Origin of the sequence: Pseudomonas laurentiana (assembly GCF_014648275.1) — a bacterium.
GTDB classification, from domain to species: Bacteria; Pseudomonadota; Gammaproteobacteria; order Pseudomonadales; family Pseudomonadaceae; genus Aquipseudomonas; species Aquipseudomonas laurentiana.
This window is the reverse complement of the sequence record NZ_BMQU01000016.1, coordinates 12,282-31,821: the sequence shown is the minus strand read 5'-3', so window position 1 is coordinate 31,821 and position 19,540 is coordinate 12,282. Positions and strand designations below refer to the sequence as shown.

Annotated in this window: 19 protein-coding genes; 14 read left to right on the top strand and 5 right to left on the bottom strand. The window is 59.6% G+C overall.

From position 1 onward, the window contains the following. Nucleotides 1-11 precede the first annotated feature (11 nt). The gene (ppnN, locus tag IE038_RS16830; RefSeq protein ID WP_163932628.1) at nt 12-1,385 is read right to left on the bottom strand and encodes a nucleotide 5'-monophosphate nucleosidase PpnN; all 1,374 of its coding nucleotides are present in this window, start codon (nt 1,383-1,385) and stop codon (nt 12-14) included. Nucleotides 1,386-1,862: 477 nt separating this feature from the next. Here ppnN and IE038_RS16825 point away from each other — a divergent pair, with 477 nt between their 5' ends. The 3 genes from IE038_RS16825 (at nt 1,863) to IE038_RS16815 (ending at nt 3,891) form a co-directional block, all read left to right on the top strand. Then, complete coding sequence (locus tag IE038_RS16825) at nt 1,863-2,129, top strand: ParD-like family protein (protein ID WP_163932631.1); 267 nt, start codon at nt 1,863-1,865, stop codon at nt 2,127-2,129. Next, complete coding sequence (map, locus tag IE038_RS16820) at nt 2,126-2,902, top strand: type I methionyl aminopeptidase (RefSeq protein WP_189395969.1); 777 nt, start codon at nt 2,126-2,128, stop codon at nt 2,900-2,902. The genes IE038_RS16825 and map overlap by 4 nt, the downstream gene beginning before the upstream one ends. A 272-nt stretch (nt 2,903-3,174) precedes the next feature. Then, entirely contained in the window at nt 3,175-3,891 is a 717-nt protein-coding gene (locus tag IE038_RS16815) for a hypothetical protein (RefSeq protein ID WP_163932634.1), read from the top strand. Between the two features lie 23 nt (nt 3,892-3,914). On the opposite strand, the gene IE038_RS16810 is transcribed toward IE038_RS16815, so the two are convergent. Next, nucleotides 3,915-4,940 carry a lysylphosphatidylglycerol synthase transmembrane domain-containing protein gene (locus IE038_RS16810; protein ID WP_229775684.1) on the bottom strand — a complete coding sequence of 342 codons (1,026 nt, stop codon included), beginning with the start codon at nt 4,938-4,940 and terminating at the stop codon, nt 3,915-3,917. Nucleotides 4,941-4,952: 12 nt separating this feature from the next. Beyond that, entirely contained in the window at nt 4,953-7,523 is a 2,571-nt protein-coding gene (gene mgtA / locus IE038_RS16805) for a magnesium-translocating P-type ATPase (protein ID WP_163932637.1), read from the bottom strand. A 114-nt stretch (nt 7,524-7,637) separates the two neighbouring features. Here mgtA and IE038_RS16800 point away from each other — a divergent pair, with 114 nt between their 5' ends. Together IE038_RS16800 and IE038_RS16795 are read left to right on the top strand one after the other, a co-directional pair. Next, nucleotides 7,638-8,039, top strand: a complete 402-nt coding sequence (locus tag IE038_RS16800; RefSeq protein ID WP_189395968.1) for a hypothetical protein — start codon at nt 7,638-7,640, stop codon at nt 8,037-8,039. 113 nt (nt 8,040-8,152) lie between these two features. Then, nucleotides 8,153-9,955 carry a sensor domain-containing diguanylate cyclase gene (locus IE038_RS16795; protein ID WP_229775683.1) on the top strand — a complete coding sequence of 601 codons (1,803 nt, stop codon included), beginning with the start codon at nt 8,153-8,155 and terminating at the stop codon, nt 9,953-9,955. Nucleotides 9,956-9,981: 26 nt separating this feature from the next. Here the strand turns inward: IE038_RS16795 and IE038_RS16790 are convergent, their stop codons facing one another. Beyond that, a complete protein-coding gene (locus IE038_RS16790) occupies nt 9,982-10,752 on the bottom strand; it encodes a phytanoyl-CoA dioxygenase family protein (RefSeq protein ID WP_189395967.1) in 771 nt (256 codons plus the stop codon). 161 nt (nt 10,753-10,913) lie between these two features. On the opposite strand from IE038_RS16790, the gene IE038_RS16785 reads away from it, so the two are divergent. Next, on the top strand, nt 10,914-11,576 hold the full coding sequence (locus IE038_RS16785) for a VIT1/CCC1 transporter family protein (protein ID WP_163932643.1): 663 nt from the start codon (nt 10,914-10,916) through the stop codon (nt 11,574-11,576). Between the two features lie 18 nt (nt 11,577-11,594). Here IE038_RS16785 and IE038_RS16780 read toward each other — a convergent pair whose 3' ends face one another. Further along, a complete protein-coding gene (locus IE038_RS16780; RefSeq protein WP_163932646.1) occupies nt 11,595-12,485 on the bottom strand; it encodes a helix-turn-helix domain-containing protein in 891 nt (296 codons plus the stop codon). A 299-nt stretch (nt 12,486-12,784) separates the two neighbouring features. Between IE038_RS16780 and IE038_RS16775 the strand changes: the two genes are divergently transcribed. From IE038_RS16775 to IE038_RS16740, 8 genes are all read left to right on the top strand, one after another. Further along, nucleotides 12,785-13,618, top strand: coding sequence for an SDR family NAD(P)-dependent oxidoreductase (locus IE038_RS16775; protein WP_163932650.1), 834 nt, complete (start codon nt 12,785-12,787; stop codon nt 13,616-13,618). Between the two features lie 80 nt (nt 13,619-13,698). Then, nucleotides 13,699-15,447, top strand: coding sequence for an FAD-dependent oxidoreductase (locus IE038_RS16770; protein WP_163932652.1), 1,749 nt, complete (start codon nt 13,699-13,701; stop codon nt 15,445-15,447). Further along, the gene (locus IE038_RS16765; protein WP_163932694.1) at nt 15,447-15,779 is read left to right on the top strand and encodes an NIPSNAP family protein; all 333 of its coding nucleotides are present in this window, start codon (nt 15,447-15,449) and stop codon (nt 15,777-15,779) included. Before IE038_RS16770 ends, IE038_RS16765 begins: the two co-directional genes overlap by 1 nt. Before the next feature lie 94 nt (nt 15,780-15,873). After that, complete coding sequence (locus IE038_RS16760; protein WP_163932655.1) at nt 15,874-17,232, top strand: MFS transporter; 1,359 nt, start codon at nt 15,874-15,876, stop codon at nt 17,230-17,232. A gap of 106 nt (nt 17,233-17,338) precedes the next feature. After that, a complete protein-coding gene (locus tag IE038_RS16755) occupies nt 17,339-17,578 on the top strand; it encodes a helix-hairpin-helix domain-containing protein (RefSeq protein ID WP_163932659.1) in 240 nt (79 codons plus the stop codon). A gap of 86 nt (nt 17,579-17,664) precedes the next feature. Next, nucleotides 17,665-18,216 (top strand): hydrolase, encoded by a 552-nt coding sequence (locus IE038_RS16750; RefSeq protein ID WP_163932662.1) that lies wholly within the window; start codon nt 17,665-17,667, stop codon nt 18,214-18,216. A gap of 61 nt (nt 18,217-18,277) precedes the next feature. Then, nucleotides 18,278-18,772, top strand: a complete 495-nt coding sequence (locus tag IE038_RS16745) for a DUF1543 domain-containing protein (RefSeq protein ID WP_163932665.1) — start codon at nt 18,278-18,280, stop codon at nt 18,770-18,772. Between the two features lie 84 nt (nt 18,773-18,856). Beyond that, entirely contained in the window at nt 18,857-19,525 is a 669-nt protein-coding gene (locus IE038_RS16740) for a hypothetical protein (RefSeq protein ID WP_163932668.1), read from the top strand. Nucleotides 19,526-19,540 lie beyond the last annotated feature (15 nt).

Genomic DNA, 19,540 nt, shown 5'->3' with positions numbered 1-19,540 from the left:
GGTTCTAGCGGTCAGGTCACCACTCGGTAGCACGGCTCATACGCCGCCCCACCTGGCAGTTTCATCCGGTGTTGCTCGACGAAGGCCTTCAGCAGGCGGTCCAGCGGCTGCATGATGGCTGCGTCACCGTGGATCTCATACGGGCCGTGCTCCTCGATCAGGCGAATACCGTTGTCCTTCACGTTACCCGCAACGATGCCGGAGAAGGCACGGCGCAGGTTGGCCGCCAGCTCATGGGGCGGTAGTTCGCGGCTCAGTTTCAGGTTGGCCATGTTGGCGTGGGTCGGGTCGAACGGGCGCTGGAAACCTTCGTCGATCTGCAGCAGCCAGTTGAAGTGGAAGGCGTCGTTGCGTTCGCGGCGGAACTGCTTGACGGTCTTCAAGCCTTCGGTCATATGCCGTGCCACTTGGGCCGGGTCGTCGATGATGATCTGGTAATGACGCTGTGCGGCTTCACCCAGGGTTGCACCGACGAATGCGTGCAGTTGGTGCAAGTAGGCTTCGGAACTCTTGGGCCCGGTGAGAATGACCGGGAACGGCAGGTCCTGGTTGTCCGGGTGCATCAGGATGCCAAGCAGGTAGAGGAACTCTTCTGCCGTGCCGGCGCCGCCCGGGAAAATGATGATGCCGTGTCCGACGCGGACGAAGGCCTCAAGGCGTTTCTCGATGTCCGGCAGGATCACCAGTTCGTTGACGATCGGGTTGGGTGCTTCCGCGGCGATGATGCCCGGCTCGGTCAGGCCCAGGTAGCGGCCACTGCTCATGCGCTGCTTGGCATGGGCAATGGTGGCGCCTTTCATCGGGCCTTTCATCACGCCCGGGCCGCAGCCCGTGCAGATGTCCAGCTTGCGCAGGCCCAGTTCGTGACCGACCTTCTTGGTGTACTGGTACTCCTCGGTACTGATCGAGTGACCGCCCCAGCACACCACCATTTTTGGCTCCAGCCCTGGGCGCAGGGTGCGGGCGTTGCGCAGCAGGTGGAAGACATAGTCGGTGATGCCTTGGGAGCTGCTCAAGTCGATGCGCAGGCTGTCCAGTTCATTTTCGGTGTAGACGATGTCGCGCAGGGCGCTGAAGAGCATTTCGCGGGTGCTGGCAATCATTTCGCCGTCGACGAAGGCGCCCGCGGGTGCATTGATCAGCTCCAGGCGCACGCCACGGTCCTGCTGGTGAATACGGACTTCGAAATCCTGGAAGGCGTCGAGGATGGTCTTGGCATTGTCGACGTGGGCGCCGGTATTGAGGATAGCCAGGGTGCACTGGCGGAACAGTTGGTAGATGCTGCCCGAGCCTGCTTCGCTCAATTGCTGAACTTCACGCTGGGACAGCGTTTCCAGGCTTCCTTTGGGGCTTACCGACGCGTTGATTACATTTCTTGGGATCATTGTGTAATTCCTTTAAACGATGCCAACCTGCCAGAGAGCGCCTGTGGCATTCGGAGGTTTGACACCGAACGTGGCCGCACAGGGCAGGTACTTTTCAAGCGCTCGGGGGATAACGCAAACACGGCACTCAGGTCCTCCGTCAAATGTGTGCTCAGGTCACGGCGGATACCCCATCGGGATGTTGCCTGTAAGCCGAAAGCACTGTGTGTTCAGGCGGTTACATTACTAATGCCACATTTTGCTGCGGCCTGTCTTTTAAAAAATCAGTGAAAGGTATGTTCTGGTACATGTGTGCCTGGTTATGCCCTTGACGCTGGGGCAGGGGGCAGGTTGCGTGAGGGCCGTGTTTTGTTGCAAACCGTGCCGAGCTGTAGGGGCGTCGATTTGAGCATAGGCCGTGGTGTGGCGGACCTTGCAGAATTTGCAGTGCCTTTGTTAGTGTATGAAACATATATATTTCATATATGGGGCCTCATCGTGGGTATCGTCAAAATTTCCGAGCAGATGCATGAAGACCTGCGTCTGGCCAGCAATGCGCTGAGCCGCTCGATCAACGCGCAAGCCGAGCACTGGATGCGCATTGGCATGTTGGCCGAGCTGCATCCAGAGCTCGATCACAGCGCACTCTGTCGCCTGTTGATTCGCGCTGAACAGGCAGGTGGCCTGCAGCTGAGCGAGCTTTCTGCGCTGGCCGCTGCTGCATCTGTCGCTCGGGGCAAAACCGCCGTGGAGGCTGGACAATGAGCAAGAAAGTGACACTCAAGACACCCGCCGAGATCGCCATGGCGCGTGTGGCCGGTACGCTGGCTGCAGACGTGCTGGCGATGATTGCGCCGCATGTCAAACCGGGCGTGTCGACCAATGAATTGGACCGTCTGTGCCATGACTACATCGTCAACGTACAGAAGGCCATACCGGCCAACGTTGGCTACCACGGTTTTCCGAAGACTATCTGTGCGTCAGTCAACCATGTGGTCTGCCATGGCATTCCCTCGGACAAACCGCTGGAAGACGGCGATATCGTCAACATCGACATTGCGGTCATCAAGGATGGTTGGTTCGGCGACACCAGCCGCATGTATTTCGTCGGTAAACCCCGGCCTGAAGCCGAGCGCCTGGTCAGCACCACCTATGACGCGATGTACGCCGGTATTCGTGCCGTACGCCCGGGTGCCACGTTGGGTGATGTCGGCCATGCCATCCAGCGCGTGGCCGAGCAGGCCGGCTACAGCGTCGTGCGCGAGTACTGCGGGCACGGTATCGGCAAGGTCTATCACGACGAACCACAGGTGCTGCACTACGGCATCCCGGGGCAGGGCCTGACGCTTAAACCCGGCATGGTCTTCACCATCGAGCCGATGCTCAATGCCGGTAAGCGTCATGTGCGCACCCTCGGCGATGGCTGGACAGTCATCACCTCCGACCGTTCGCTGTCGGCGCAATGGGAGCACATGGTTGCGGTGACTGAGAATGGCGTTGAGGTGCTGACGCCCTGGCCAGACAGTTCGCAGGGCTGACTGATCGCGCTCAGTTTCGCTTGGTGCTGTGTCCGTCAGTGTGGCTGTTCTGTCTGCGCCCGAGACTTGCCAAAGCGCTTGCGGTAGGTCGAGGGCGAAATGCCTATGGCATCCAAGCCTGACGCTCAAGCGTGGCATAGTCTTTATCATCGAACCGACGCCCAGGTGTTAAGGCGAGCACGCGCTATAGTTCAGTGAAGCCTTGGATCAGTAGTCAGGCTTCCCTAGGGGGTAACGACCACGCATACCAAACGTCCTGACGGGTGATTGAAATGCGCAACCTGATGGTGCTGTTGGGCATGATAGCTGCCCTGTCTTGCGCCTTTGCTGAAGAGCAGAGGCCAGCCTTCCCCTACATCGTCGACGGCACCAACAGGATTACGGCGATACTGTCCGAGTCCCCGACGCCCAGTCGCAAGGATCTGATCAAAGTCAGCACCATTGCGTGTGACGCACTGAAGCAGTTGCTGATGGATCAGGCATTTTACGAAGGGTTGTTTGCCGTTGCGAACACGATGTCGGATACCGCACCCGAGCGGGCTCAGTGGGTGCGTGATATTGAGCTGTTCAACCTGCGTTTTCTTGCCATTGAACAGCAGACCTTTGAAAGGGCCGGGTTGGATGAACGTGCCACCAAGAGCTTGGTGGATGCCTTGGGCAAGTACCGCTCTAGTGTTTCCAACAAGGTCGATCCGAAGGCCATGATCGATGCCATGGGGCGCGTGAAGGATGACTTCTGTAAAAGCGCTGTCGAGTTGCAGGCCTTGGAAGACAAGGCCGTCGCACAGGCTCAGGTCGCGGCGTTGGCCGAAAAATCTGCATGGCGGTGGAAGGGCATCGCGGTCATTGCCCTGGATGTCGGTGCTGCTGCTGCGATTATTGTCGGCAGTGGGCCAGCAGGGGCTGTAGTTGCAGGTCCGGCTGTCACGGTCGTGGCCGGAGGGTCCATTGCTATTGGTCAGGACATGATGGGGCGCGGAAAAGACTGAGCGGTTATTGTGCCACCGGCTCGCTACTGCTGGTTCTGCTCCCGCAGCGCATTACGCGATACCAGGATGCCCGGCAGCATCGGTGCCCAGAAACTCAGGCCGCGAAACAGCAGTGTCGCGGAGAGTGCTACGGGCAGGGCAATGCCCGCCCAATGCAGGGCGCTGACAGCGCCGCCCTCAAATACGCCCAGCCCGCCGGGCGTTATGCCGATACTGCGCAACAGGCTGGCCAGCATGAAGGCGGCATACACGCCGCTCCAGTCGGCGTCGGCGCCCATGGATAGCACCAGCGCCCAGAGGGTGGTGGCGTCCAGCAGGAAAATGCTCAGGTCCAGCAGGGTCGTGGTGGCCAACAGTTGAGGGTTACGGGTCAAGCCTGCATCGGCTTCGTTCAGTGTGTCGAGGCTGTGTTTGACCCAGCGGTACCGGGTGATGCCGTTCAGTGCGCGGGTGGGTTGGTGCCCTTGCAACAAGGCCAGGCCAATGACTACGGCCAGGCTGCCCACAGTGAACAGCGTACAGGCGGTGATCAGCAGGGGGCTTGCATGCCCGTCCACGATCAGGATGACCAGCGCCCAGCCGATGGCCAGTACATAGGCAAGCATGTAGGAGAGGATGCTGATGACAAAGCAGGCAATTACCACTGGGCGCGATATGCCGAGGCGCTCAAAGGCCGTGCTCACGGCAACGGCGCCGCTGACGCCATAGGTCGGTAGGGCTTGATCGAAGAACAATTTGAGTAGCCCCAACCTGCAGGCTTTCATCAGCGATAATCGAGCGTGACCGGTGCGCGTGATCCGCCGATAGATCTGTCCTTGAACCACATAGGTCATGGCTTGCAAGGCCAGCGCCAGCGCAAACCAGCCAGGCTGTACCTGATGACTCAACTGGAGCAGGCTCTGCGCTTCCGAGAAATGCAGCGCGACGGCCACGACCCCTGCAAGTGACGCCGCACCCAACAACCAGGAACTCCAAAGCACACCTCGTGAGCGCATGCGGCCCATGGCCGAGGACGCCTTGCTGCTGTGCTGGTTGTCAGGGCTTTCCATGATTCACGCCGGTCAGAGCAATGGCCGAGCAGGACGAGGTTTGGCCTTTGCTCGTAGTACGTAGTGGTAGAAAAAGCGTTTGGCCAGTTCGACCATCATCAGGTAGACCAGCACCATGGCTCCGAGAATGGCGTAGAAGGCTGGTGGCAGCGGTACGAAGCCAAAGTAGTGGTTCAGGGGTGAGTAGGGCAGTACCAGTGCCAGTGCGACGATCGTCAGTGAGGTCACGGTCAGTACCGGGTTGGCGTGACTCTTCAGGGGGTTGCCACGGGTGCGGATGATAAAGATGACCAGGACCTGAGTGCACAGCGACTCAACAAACCAGCCGGTCTGGAACATGCCTTCATTGGCCTTTAGCACCTGCAGCATGACGTAGAAGGTCAGGAAGTCGAACAGTGAGCTGATCGGACCGATGATCAGCATGAAGTTGCGGATAAAGGTCAGGTCCAGCACCTGCGGGTGGCGCATGTCGTCAGTGTCGACCTTGTCCAGAGGTATTGGTACTTCGGAAATGTCGTAAAGGATGTTGTTGAGCAGGATCTGTGTCGGCAGCATGGGTAGGAATGGCAGAAACAGTGCGGCGCCAGCCATGCTGAACATGTTGCCGAAGTTGGAGCTGGTGCCCATCATGATGTACTTGAGGATATTGCCGAAGGTGCGCCGACCTTCCAGTACCCCGGACAACAGCACATGCAGGTCCGGTTTCAGCAGGATGATGTCAGCGGCCTCCTTGGCCACATCGACCGCCGAATCCACCGAGATGCCGACATCCGCCGAGTGCAGCGATGGTGCGTCGTTGATGCCGTCGCCCAGGTAGCCAACGACATGGCCGCGGGCGCGCAGCGCAAGCAGCACACGCTCCTTCTGCCCCGGATTGACCCGGCAGAACAGGTTGGTTGTTTCCGCGCGAGCACTCAAGGCATGGTCGTCCAGCAGGGCGATTTCCTTGCCTGTCAGCAGGCCGGTGACTGGAATGTGCAACTGCTCGCACACATGCCGTGTGACCAGATCACTGTCGCCGGTAACGATCTTGATCGACACACCGACTTTGGCCAGCGCCGACAGCGCAGCACCTGCGCTGGTCTTCGGGGGATCGATAAAGGCGCAAAAGCCGACGAGTATCAACTGCGCCTCATCACCTACCACGGCATGGGCGTGGGTTTGCTCCACGTCGCGCCAGGCAATCCCCAGCACCCGCAGGCCTTCCTGTTCCAGTGCATGGTACTGGGCATAAATTGCCAGTCGGTCGGCGTCGCTCATGGGCTGAGCGTGAGCGTCGGGGCCACTTTCATAGTGGGTGCATAACCCGATTACGTCGTCCGGCGCGCCTTTGACCAGCAACCAGCGTGCCTGTCCGTTGTCGATCAGCACGGAGACACGCCGACGCTCAAAGTCGAAGGGGACTTCGTCAACCTTGGTCCAGGTGCCAGGGTCGAAGTGGGTCGTGGCGAGAATGGCTTCGTCGAGTGGGCTCTTCAGCCCGGTTTCAAAGTAGCTGTTGAAATACGCCAGCATCAGCGGACGGTCGCTAAGCTGGCCCAGCGGGTCGACATGCCGCTCCAGATGGATGACCGCTTCGGTCAAGGTGCCGGTTTTGTCGGTACACAGGACATCCATCGAACCCAGGTCCTGAATCGCCGAGAGACGTTTGACGATCATGTCCTTGCTCGCCATGCGCAATGCACCGCGTGACAGGGTCACGGAAACCACCATGGGCAGCAGTTCGGGGGTCAGGCCAACGGCCAGCGCGACCGCGAAAATGAACGATTCCAGAAGGGGTTTGTGCAGCGCGACATTGACCAGCAACACGAACAACACCATCAGCACTGTCAGGCGCATGATCAGCAAGCCGAAGTGACGTGTGCCCAGTTCAAATGCCGTCGGCGAAGATTGGCGGGAAACGCTATCGGCAATGGCGCCGATGGCGGTTTGCGCACCGGTGTTGACCAGCCATACCGTTGCACTCCCGCTGATGACCGAGGTGCCCATGAATACCGCATTGCTCGCTTCGGCCAGTTCGGTGGCCGACGCCGGAGGCATCTGTGCATGCTTCTCAACCGGGTAAGGTTCACCCGTCAGCAAGGCCTGCTTCACAAAAAAGTCGTGTGCTTCGATCACCCTGGCGTCTGCGGGGATCAGATCGCCCGCGCAAAGCTCCACGACATCCCCCGGTACGACATCGGTGACCGCGATATCCAGTACCTTGCCATCACGGCGCACTCGGGTGCGCACCGCAACCGTATGGCGCAGTTTCTCGGCGGCGGCATTGGCACGGTACTCCTGGACAAAGTCCAGCGTCACACTCAGCAGTACGATGCACGTGATGATGATGAAATTGACCACTTCGCCGCTCAAGGCCGAAATGGCACTGGCGGCCAGCAGAATGATCACCAACGGGTTGCTGAAGCGGCTCAGGTACTGGCGCAGGATTGACCGCTGCTGAGTACTGACAAAGGCATTGGGGCCGAACTGGGCCAGGCGTCGTTTTGCTTCGGCAGCCGAAAGTCCGGAGGTAAGGGTCGTACTGACCTCAGTGGGAATCGGCTCCAGCCACCATGCAGTGGTTGGCGTAGTGTTTGCCATGTCAGCAGCCTCTGTCATGAGTCAGGTCGCCGTCAGTGTAGTTCGCCTGGGCAGGGTGATGCCCGATGAGGCGTCATAGGCAAAGGAGGCCGTGCATGGCTATGATTGAACGTCATGACAGCCTCTTTTCCGATCCGCCAACCCTGCCCGCCCGGTGCCTGCGACTGTGACCGCGAACAACTGCTGGACAGTCCAGGTGCCGATCAGCGCATCCTCCTCCTGACCCGTCAGGAGGAGAAACGTTTGCTTGAGCGTCTGGAAAGCCTTGAAAGCCTCGCCGATCTTGAGCGGATGCAACGGCGTATGCACGAGCAACTGGGCATCCGTCTGGATATCGCCCCCGGCTTCAATGAAGTGCGTACCATGCGCGGCATTGGTATTCATATCGGTGCGCAAACCGGGTTGTGCCGTAAAACCCGTCAATCGATTCCCGCCGCTATCCGTCGGGCATTGGAGCGCCGCCCCGAGATTGCCTATGAGCTGCTCAATGCCCATGACCTCCTGCGTGATGCCTGAGGTGCTCGTGGGACACTGAATTGGCTCGGCAAGACGTGCCAGCAAAAAGCCATTCTTTTGGATATGCGGTATAAATTGTGCTCGCCGTTTCGGCAGTATCGACAGAGCTGAACATGCTGAGTCATATGAAACCTCTAGACCTGAGCCTGCGCATACCGGCAGAGGTGCCAGACACCCTGCCGGACAAGCGTTTTGACAGCCTTTTGCGTATTGCCCGGTGTCACTTCGAGGTTGTCGATGCCGTTTTCCTGCCTGAAGCGGTCAGCGGGTCGTGGGAGCCTGTGCTTGAGGGCCGCGTGGCGCCAGGGCTGTCAGACGTGTTTTCGCTTTGTCGATACCTGACCCCGCACGATGATGTACTGGTCGTTCCTGATACCTTTGCAGACGGGCGTTTTCACCGGCAATTGCACGACACCGGCAACCGGCCTGTGCGTTTTCTGGCGAGTTGCCCGGTCATTGCCCATGCGGCAGAGCCGGTTGGTTTTTTTTGCCTGCTTCATGACACGCCTCGGGACATGACCGAAGAAGACCAGGCATTTCTACGCGATCTGGCCCGTTTGGCTGCCGGGATCATCGAGCGTGATGGTACCCAGGTGCGCCTGGAAGAAGATGTCGATGCCCTGCGTGAAGGTGAGCGCCGCATGACACTGGCCATTGCCGGAAGTGGAACCGGCATATGGGACCGTGACATCAAGGCCGGTGAAATCTATTACTCCGCGGGCTGGAAGGCCATTTTGGGGTATACCGATACCGAGATCTCCAATCGTATCGAGGACAGTTACACGCGTATCCATCCGGATGACCTCGATTACGTCAGGGCTGCTATCCGCGCGCACTTTGAGCAACAGACCGCCAGCTATGAGGTTGAGCACCGTATCCGATGCAAGGATGGCCACTACAAATGGATTTCCAGTCGCGGCCGGGTGGTGAGTCGCGACGCTGACGGCACGCCGTTACGAATGATCGGAACCACCACAGATGTTTCAGCCATCCGTGGCCTGTCAGAGCGATTGCAGCAGACGGTCGACCTCCTTACCAACCTGACCAATGAAGTGCCCGGGCTGGTCTTTCAGTACCAGCGCACGCCCCGTGGCGAGTCGTTTTTCTCGTATGCCAGTGCCGGTATCCAGGACATGTATGAGCTGACTCCGGAGCAGGTCGTCGCAGACGATTCAGCGGTCAACCGACTCGTTCATCCCGATGACCTTCCGGGTTACCTGATGTCATTCGATGTGTCGGCGGAGAGCCTGGCCCCGTGGCATTTTGAGTACCGCGTCTGGTTGCCCCGGCAAGGCCTGCGCTGGCGCCAGGGCGATGCCCGACCGGTTCGGCTATCGGATGGCAGCACGCTTTGGCACGGTTTCATCACGGATATCACGGAGCGCAAGCGGATCGAGGCAGAGCTTCAGGAGTTCGCCACTGTAGACTTCCTTACCCAACTGCCCAACCGTCGGCATTTCATGATGCAGATCGAGGCTGAATTGACGAAGGTCCAGCGGGCCCTTGTTCGTCGCTCAGCCGTGTTGATGTGCGATCTTGATCACTTCAAATTGATCAACGATCAATGGGGGCATTCCGTGGGTGATCAGGCGTTGAGGCATTTTGCAGCCATCCTGCGCGATCAACTCAACGCATGGGACCTGGCAGGTCGGGTGGGTGGCGAAGAATTCGCCGTGGTACTGAGTGGCAAGGACATTGGCCAGGCTGCGGCCTTCGCTCAGTTATTGCAGCAGCGTATTACCGGTACTCCATTGCTGGTGGGTGGCCAACACATTCCTCTGACTGTCAGTGTCGGGGTCTCCGTGATCATGGCAAGCGATGCCAGTGCCGATGCCGCGCTGTCGCGAGGCGATCAGGCGTTGTACCGGGCCAAGAAGAATGGCCGTAATCGTATCGAATGCTATGAAGTGGTGTGAGTTGCCGGCGCAGATACGCTGACAGCTCAGTCATACTCCGCTTCCTCATGCTCACCCAGCAGGCGCCGTTGCCGTGGTGTGGCGGCTTCGAGCACTGCGGGGTTGAAACGCCAGTGCAAGTAGGGTGAGAACTTTTGCGCCACCATGCGTCGGCCATAATGCACCTGCAGCAGGTAGCGGGTTCGGTCGAGGGTGCGGTTATCGCTACCCGCGTGCCACAGCTCGCTGCGAAACATCAGGGCGTCCCCGGCCTTGCACAGTACCGGTTGTGCCGTTTGGCCTTGCCAGTCATTTTCGCCCGCCACTGGTGGCCGCCCGGCACGGTGACTTCCCGGGATCACCCGCGTTGGACTTAAGTTGGCATCGATAGCGTCGAGGTAGAGATGCACGGTGCAGATCTGCATGGGCAACTCAAAGGCCGGGTCTGCCAGCAGGCTTTGCGGCAGTGCCATTACCAGGTAGTCCAGGTGCAATGCAGCACCGATGAAGCCGGGATGGCAGCGCCAGGCGGTCTGGCCAATGATGTGACAGTCCGCACCCAAGGCTGCCTCGGCCAGTTCAATGATCCCGTTCAGGTCAAGAAATGGCAGCCACAGTGGGTCACGGTTGAACACGCATTTGTAATGGTCAAGCAGGCCCCTGTAGTCCCAGTGTTGGGGCTTCAGGTTGTCGATCGCCGCACGCAGGGTGGCGATTTGATCGGCGTCAAGCACGCCTGGCAGCAGGACGAAGCCGTCACGGTGCAAGGCGGCAAGGCGGCTGGCGGTCGGTGTCGGCAAGAGGTCAGTGGTGGTCATGGCGCTTCCCTGGATAACTCGGAAGACACCTCTTCATACTGGCACCCTGCGCGGTGCTGCGCCAGGCGCATTCACACTACACTGAGATGACTGTTGATTCAGAACGATAGACGCTGTGAGCACGGCTCGCAGGTATCGCATGGCTGTGCGAGGTTGGACGCATGCACAACGCATATGAGCACAAGCGAGCTCGCGTACTCGACCCGATAGAGCGGGTCACAGAGGTCATTTTCGGCCTGTTGATGGCGATGACCTTCACCGGAACGCTCAGCGTGGCCACGGCCAGCCGTGAGGAAGAGCGCACCATGATGATTGCCGCCCTCGGTTGTAACCTTGCCTGGGGGCTTGCCGATGCGGTCATGTACCTGCTGCGTACCTTGATCGAGCGTTCGCGCAACCGCATGTTGCTCGACACCCTGCGTACAGGGGCAGACCCCGCAACCGGCCGGGCGCTGATCGCTGAAGTGCTGCCGTCGCGTCTGGCCGCTGCCGTCGGCACGGAGGGGCTTGAGATGCTGCGTCGGCGTTTGCTGGACCAACAGGCTATCGTGCTGCCACCGCGCCTTGGCTGGGACGATTTCAAGGGCGCGTTGGGCGTGTTTCTGCTGGTAGTGTGTGCCACGTTCCCCTTGGTGGTGCCGTTCATTGCGCTTGATCAGGCCGCGCTGGCTATCCGTCTTTCAAACGGTATCGGTGTTGCGGTGTTGTTCATTGCGGGCTGGGTTCTGGCTCGGTACGCCGGCGCAAAACCCTGGCAGGGCGGTGTGGCAATGGCGGTCACGGGTGGGTTGTTGATCGTTGCGATTATCGCGCTGGGCGGCTGATGAGCTTGGCAGGGGGCATCAAGGCCCGGTTGGTGTTTGCGCCTGGCTGCGAAACTCTCGGGGGCTGGACTGGACGTGTTTGCGGAAAAAACGGCTGAAATAGCCGACATCGGCAAAGCCCAGGCTGTGTGCGATCTGCTTTACGCTCTGACTGGAGTGGGCCAGCTCGCGTTTGGCTTCAAGCACTAATCGTGCATTGATTACGGTCATCGGTGTCATCCCCAGTTGTTCCTGACACAGTCGACCGAGGGTGGCTGCAGTGACACCGAGCTCATCGGCGTAATCGTTGAGCGAGCGATGCTGGCGAAAGTGCAGGTCTACCAGCTCGCGAAAGCTGGTAAGTTGCTGGCTGCGGCGGTTGTTGGCGGTTGCTGGTGAAGTGTCGCCCGCCGCGCTGAAACGCATGAACTGGATCACCAGGGCCAGCAGCAGCGACATGCTGCAGGCGACATGGTCGCGGGCGCGATTGTGGTACTCCTCGTACAGGGACAGGCACAGGGGGAGGAGTGGGTCTTGCGCAGGTGACCAGTGCGGGACGGCAATCACCTGTGGCTTGAGCAGTTGTGGCAACAGTGTCGGGCAGAGCATTCGGGTAATGCTCTCCAGCGGGTGTTGCACGGCCGTTATGACATGCCCCTCGACCGCCCCGGCCCAAGAGAAACCGTGCACGATCTGCGACGGGATGAACAGTACGCAGGGGGCCTGGGCGCGAACTTTGGCATTGTCCAGCAGTACTTCACCGGTACCGCTCTGCAGGTAGAGAATCTGCAGGAGGCCATCATGGCGATGCGCTGAGATTTCCCAGTCGTGAGCACCGGAGCGCTTGGAAATCGACTCCACATGCAAGGACTCATGCCATGCCGGCTGAGGTGATTCGCCGTAGAGGGCGTAGTTGGGGATCTTGTTCATTGTTGTTATGGGTGCTCTCGACCTTCAGGTCATAGGTGCTTTTACCCTAACCAACCTTCATGGCATCAGGCAACTCCGTCTGCGAGGTACGTCGTCAGGCCGGAGACCCGTGCGCGATTGTCGAAAAAGTCTGGTTGGTTGTGGGTTTTGTCCATTCTGACCGACCACCCTATGCCCCTATGCTCTGTCTCACGTGAAGGCGCTGTCTGGCTTTTCCTTCGCGCCCGTCGCGGCTTAGTGCTGCGCAACGATGGCGGCTTGCTGCGCCGCCGCGCCTTCGAGACATGCTGGAGAGCGTCATGAATAACAATAATCAAGCAAGCAACTGGTTGGGCCTGGCGTCCGCCGTCTGTGTGATCACCGGCGCCGCCGGCGGCATAGGGGCGGCCATCGCCCGTGCTTTGGTGGAGCAACGGGCCCAGGTGGTGTTGCTCGATCACGATGCCGACGGCTGCCAGGCCCTGGCGGCCTCGTTGTCCGAAACGTCTGGCGCTGAGGTAGTGGCCCTGAAGTGCGACATTGCCGACTCGCAGAGCGTTCAGCTTGCCGCCGATTGGGTCAACGAGCGCTTTGGGCGTTGTGACGTGCTGATCAACAATGCCAGCGTGCTGCAACCCGGCAGCCTTGCCGAGATCAGCCTGGCGAACTGGAATCGGCTGCTGGAGGTCAATCTCACCGGTTACCTGTTGTGCTCCCAGGCGTTCGGGCGGCTGATGCTGGCCAATCAGGCGGGTAGCCTCGTGCATATCTCCTCGATCGCTGCCCATTTTCCGCAGACCCACAGTGGTGCCTACAGTGCGGCCAAGGCCGGGGTGAGTATGCTCTCACGGCAACTCGCCGCCGAGTGGGGGCCGCAGGGTATTCGTAGTAACGCGATTTGCCCTGGGCTGATACATACACCGCTGTCGGCAGCGTTCTATGCCGACCCCAAGGTCGAGCAGCAGCGTAAGGCGATGACGGCCAATCAGCGCATTGGCCAGCCTATCGATATTGCCAATGCCGCGTTGTTTCTCGCCAGCCCACGGGCTAACTATGTCAATGCCACCGAGCTGACTGTCGACGGCGGCCTTGAAAGCATGTTGATGGCGTTGATCCCGCGTCCCGGTTACGAATCCCCGGCCACTCGCCGCTAGCCCAGTCGAGCCTGCAGCGCTGCGCACGACAGTGCGCGGCGGGCGTTTGCCTGCGGGACATGAACACGGAGATAACAACAATGACACGATTGAGTTCGACGGCAACACAGACCTGCGATGTGCTGGTGATCGGTGCAGGTGCCGGTGGTCTGGCCACTGCGATCGTCGCCAAGAAACAGGGCCTGGATGTGATTGTGGTGGAGAAGGAGGCCTTCTTCGGTGGCACCACGGCGTTTTCCGGTGGTGTGTTGTGGGTGCCTTGCAACCCGCAGGCCAGTGCCAATGGCATTCAGGACAGTCGCGAAGCCGCGCGTACTTACCTGCGCAACGAAACCGGCGATTACTTTGACGCCGAGGCTGTTGACGCCTTCCTCGACAATGCACCGGCCATGGTGTCGTTTTTCGAGCGTGAGACGGCCGTTAAATTCACCCCGACACTGTACCCGGATTATCACCCTGACGTGGCTGGAGGGGTCGATATCGGTCGCTCCATCCTGGCAGCGCCCTTTGATATTCGTCAGCTCGGGGCCGACATGGCCAGATTGCGTCCGCCACTGAAGACCATCACGTTCATTGGCATGATGTTCAATTCCTCGAACGCCGACCTGAAGCACTTCTTCAATGCAACCCAATCGCTGACCTCGTTCATTTATGTGGCCAAGCGTCTGGCAACGCACATCAAAGAGCTGCTGTTGTACCGTCGTGGTATTAACGTCACCAGCGGCAATGCCCTGGCGGCGCGTCTGGCCAAGTCTGCGCTGGACTTGGGTATACCCATTCATACGCAGACCGCTGCACACCAATTGTTGCAGGAGCGGGGGCGGGTGATTGGCGCGCGGCTTAACAGCACGCAGGGCGAGTGGCGTATTGATGCGCGGTGCGGGGTGGTGCTGGCCGGCGGTGGTTTTTCGCATGACCTGCAGCGCCTCAAGCAGGCATACCCTCATGTCAAACGTGGTAGCGAGCACTTTTCACCGGTGCCGAGTGGTAACACTGGCGATGGCGCGCGGATGGCCGAAGCGGTCGGTGGTCAGCTCGACATTCGCTTCAAGGATGCCGCCGCCTGGATGCCCGTGTCCAAGGTGCCGATGGGTGATGGCAGGTTCACTGCTTTCCCGCATCTGCTGGATCGCTATAAGCCAGGGGTGATCGGGGTGCTGCGCAATGGCCAGCGCTTCACCAACGAGTCAAATTCCTACCATGACGTCGGTGCCGCGCTGATACGCGCCTGCGCAGATGAGCCCGAGACGGCCATGTGGCTGATCTGTGACGCTCAGGCCATGGCCAAGTATGGCCTCGGTTATGCCAAGCCAGCGCCGATGCCACTGGGTCCTCTCTTGCGCAATGGCTACCTGCTCAAGGGGGACAGCCTGGCGGAGCTGGCCTGCCAGGCGGGTATCGAACCCGCTGGCCTGGAGCAGACGGTAAGGCAGTACAACCTCGGCGCGGAGCGTGGCGAGGACCGCGAGTTCGGCCGCGGCAGCACCTGCTTCAACCGTTACCTGGCTGACCCGCAGCATCAGCCGAACCCCTGCGTGGCACCCATCGGTAAAGGTCCGTACTACGCGGTCAAGGTCATCATGGGCGACCTGGGTACGTTTGACGGGATCAAGACCAGCGTTGTTGGTGAAGTACTCAACGAGGCAGGCGCAGCCATTCCCGGGTTGTACGCCGTCGGCAATGACCGCGCGAGCATCATGGGCGGCAACTACCCAGGCGCAGGCATTACCTTGGGTCCGATCATGACCTTTGGTTACATCACCGCTCGCCACTTGGCACAGGGCCTCAGGTCGCAGGCGGATAAGCCGTCACAGCAGGAGGTTGCATGATGAACCATAAAGCCATCGTCGATCACCGCATCTACACCATCAGGCCGCGTGGCATGGCCGAGTTCATCGAGGTATTCGATCGCTTGGCCATGCCTGTTCTGCTCAAGCACCTGGGGGCACCTCTTGCGTTCTACAGCAGTTGCATCGGGCCGCTTAACCAAGTGGTGCATTTGTGGGGTTATGACAGCCTGGATGACTTTGAGAAACGCAGCGCAGCGCGTGACCGCGATGAGGCGTTTGCGACCTACCTACAGGCATCGGCGCACCTGATCCTGGCTCAAGAGACACGCATCATCAAACCCGTGCATTTCCAGAGCCTCAATCTGTCTTGACCCGGCCGACAATGCCGTGCGAATCGCTTCAACAATAAAAAAGTGGGTACCGCAGCGTCGCTGTCGAGAAACCCTACAAATAGAGGTGAACGTCGTGGATAAAGCGCAAGCAATAGACGTGCGTGAATTGATCAACAACAGGCCCGTCGGGGCTTATCAAAAGTGGGTGGTTTTTCTCGGCTTCCTGATCATCGCGCTGGATGGCTTCGATGTGGCGATCATGGGGTTTATCGCCCCACAATTGAAGATGGACTGGGGTCTCAGTCATCAGGATCTTGGCCCGGTACTGAGTGCGGCGCTGATTGGCCTGGCATTGGGGGCGCTGGTCGCGGGGCCGTTGGCCGACCGCTATGGGCGTAAAATTGTCCTGGTGGTGAGTGTGTTCTTCTTCGGACTCTGGACACTGGCTACGGCCTTTTCCCCTGATCTTACGAGCATGGTGATCCTGCGTTTTCTGACAGGGCTAGGGTTAGGGGCAGCGATGCCCAATGCCTGTACCCTGGTTTCCGAGTTCGCCCCGGATCGCAAGCGCTCGTTCATGATTACCCTGGCGTTCTGCGGTTTCTCCCTGGGCGCTGCAGCAGGTGGTTTTGTCTCTGCCTGGATGATTCCCCACTTCGGCTGGCACAGCATGCTTGTGCTCGGCGGTGCCGGGCCGTTGCTGGTGGCACCGCTGCTGTTCTTCAAGTTGCCAGAATCGGTGACGTTCCTGGTGATCAAGAATGCACCACAGGCACGTATTCGTAGCATTGTCGACAAGCTGGCGCCTGGCGTGGCCAGCGCCAGCTCAACCTTTTGCATGCCGAAAGCTGCAATTGTCAGTGCCAGTGCTCCGCAGATCGTACTGTCGGCACAGTACCGGTTCAGTACCCTGATGCTATGGAGCGGGTACTTTCTCGGTCTGTTTCTGGTCTACCTGTTCAGCAGTTGGTTGCCGACGCTGGTCAAGGAGGGGGGCGGCTATAGCGTGGCCGACGCAGCCATTGTCACGGCGATGTTCCAGATTGGTGGCCCTGTGGGTTCCCTGGTGCTGGGGTGGGCGATGGACCGCTGGAGCAAGTACACGGTCTTGATCGTCAACTATCTGGTCGGCGGCCTGGTGATTTTCGCCATCGGCCAGACCATGCAGCACTTTGTTTTGATGTGCGCTGCAGCGTGGATGGCGGGGTTCTGCTTCAACGGCGGCAGTGTTGGCCAGAACGCCCTGGCAGCCTCTATCTATCCAACTGAGGCGCGTGCAACCGGTGCGAGCTGGATGAGTGGTGTGGGGCGTTTTGGTGCGATCCTCAGTGCGTTTGCCGGGGCCCAGATGCTCAGCCTGGGCTGGTCGTTCGCGCAGGTGTTCAGCGTACTGGCGATTCCAGCGTTGCTGACGGTCTTGACCACCTATGCTCAGGGGCGGCGCGCAGCTACCCTGGCCCGTCCCAGGGCTGTGCGACTGTCGCCCCTCTGAGGCGCTGCTGCTTTCATGCCGATCAGCCACTGGTGCTGGCCCTGCACAGACGCTTAGACTGAGGCCATCGCGCAGAAATCGGTTGCGCACTCACAAGGAGGTGAATATGGCGTTTTCACATGATGAGCGTGCTGCGCTGCTGGAAGTAAAGGGCGTGGGCCCCACCGTGGTTGATCGTCTGGAACAGTTGGGTTTCAACTCGCTGGCTCAGCTCAGCGAGGCCAATGCGCTGGAGATCGTTACCCAGGCCGCGGCATTGGTAGGTTCCAGTTGCTGGAAGAACAGCCCGCAGGCGCGAGCGGCGATTGCAGCGGCGATTGCCCGGGCGAAAGTGGCGCAGGCCTGATGGGCTGACGATGCGCCTTCGCAGGCATTGACGGCGCGACATGCCCAAGCGAGGCTTGGGCCCTTTTTCAGCAGAGGGTACATACGATGTTGATCGACTCCAGCCAGGCCACGTTGCTGGTCATTGATGTTCAGGAAAAACTCATTGGCGCAGTGACTGACCCTGCAGGCACCGTGGCCCGTACCCGTTGGTTGCTGGCTGCCACGGGTGAACTTGGTTTGCCGGTGGTGTTTTCCGAGCAGTACCCCAAAGGCCTGGGATCGACGCTGGCAGAACTCAAGGAGGCGGCGCGCGATGCGCAGGTGGTCGAGAAGCTGCATTTTTCCTGCGTGGCCGCCAACTGTCTGCCGGCCAGCCTGCTCGCCCGTGATCAGGTGATTGTCTGCGGTATGGAGACCCATATCTGCGTACTGCAAACTGTTCTGCACTTATGCGAGGCGGGTAAGCAGGTGTTTGTCGTCGAGGATGCCTGTGATTGTCGCAGCCCGCTGAGTCAGGCTAGCGGCCTGCAGCGTATGCGCGATGCCGGGGCGCAGATGGTCACCCGTGAAATGGTGCTGTTCGAGTTGCTGGGCAGTGCCGGTCACGAGCAGTTCCGGCACATCAGCAAAACCTATCTGGTGGGCGAGCAGCCCTGAGACTGGCGCCATGGTGCTGCGGAGCAGCCATAGCGTTTAGCATTTTTGAGCAGAGAACGCCATGTTGTTCGTTGTCATGCTGGGGGGCAGACACCCTGGCGCCAAGATCGAAGTCCACGATGTTGTTTTTGTTGTTGCGCCGAACCTGGAGGCGACCTATCCGCAATTGCGCGAGCAATGGTTCGGCAGCCCCAAGGGCTTGCATATCGATTCGTGGCTTGAGGTCGATGGGGCAGAGGGGTATGCATTGCACTGGTCTGATCTGCAACCTGCTGCGGGTGATCCACGTTTGTACTTCATCAACCTTGGAGGGTACGAGCCGGGTAGTTTTGGTGAGGCTCATCGCTACCTGCTGGTGGTCGCGTGCAGTCGGGAGGAGGCCAAGCTCAAAGGCAAATTGCAGATGGCCCGTGACTGGCTCAAGCCGCATACCGATGCTCTGCTGGATGTCGATGACTGTATCGCGATTGATCAGGTGGGAGGACGATACGTGCAATTGGTCGCGGGCGAACATGCGCCAATTGCACAGTTCAGTGATTACATCATTCTCTCCTGACGTGCAGATGAGCTATGGCTGTGACCTATTGATCTGAATTAGAGTGCGCGTTTTTTCCACCATCGATTTCTACAGGATGTTCCGATGAACACGCGTGCCCTCGTTTCCTTTTGCTCGACCCTGGCGTTGGGCAGCTTTCCGCTATTGGTCCAGGCCCAGGCAACGGTGGCTCAGGTCTTCAATGGCGAGATGCTGGGGAGCAGCCTGCGCGATTTTGAATCGGTTGCAGGTGTTTCCCAGGCTTCGGATGGCGATAGCCATAACTACCGGGTGCAAGGCTGTGAGGTGACTGCAACGGCAGCGGGCGCGACGGTCAGTGCATTGCGCTTGGAGCTGTCACCCACCTGCAAGGCCGACTTGAGCAGTTTTATCGGGACCTTCGCTCCGCCGAGCAATGAAACGCTGACCTTCGGTGCGCTTAACCGGTCTACAGGTGGCCCGATGGCGTTCTATGCAGACTGTCTCGATTTGTGCGGTAACGCCTATGATCCTTCGGTGTACGCACTTTGGGAGGGACCGCATGCGGTCAACTTCACTCAAGTGATGCTAGAGGTGGTACTGGCGGGTGATCAGGCGGTCAATGCGGCTTACAGCTGGCGTGAAGCGATCAGCAAGGCCAAGGGGGACGATTTTGTGGTCGATACCCGCTTCAACTGCGAACGTACGTTCGACCCGGCGGCGATGCATCATTTCCAGAGCGTGGAAGTGACAGCCGTGACCATTGGTACGGGGTTGAGTACGCCCGGCTGCTAAAGTCACGGCTGTATC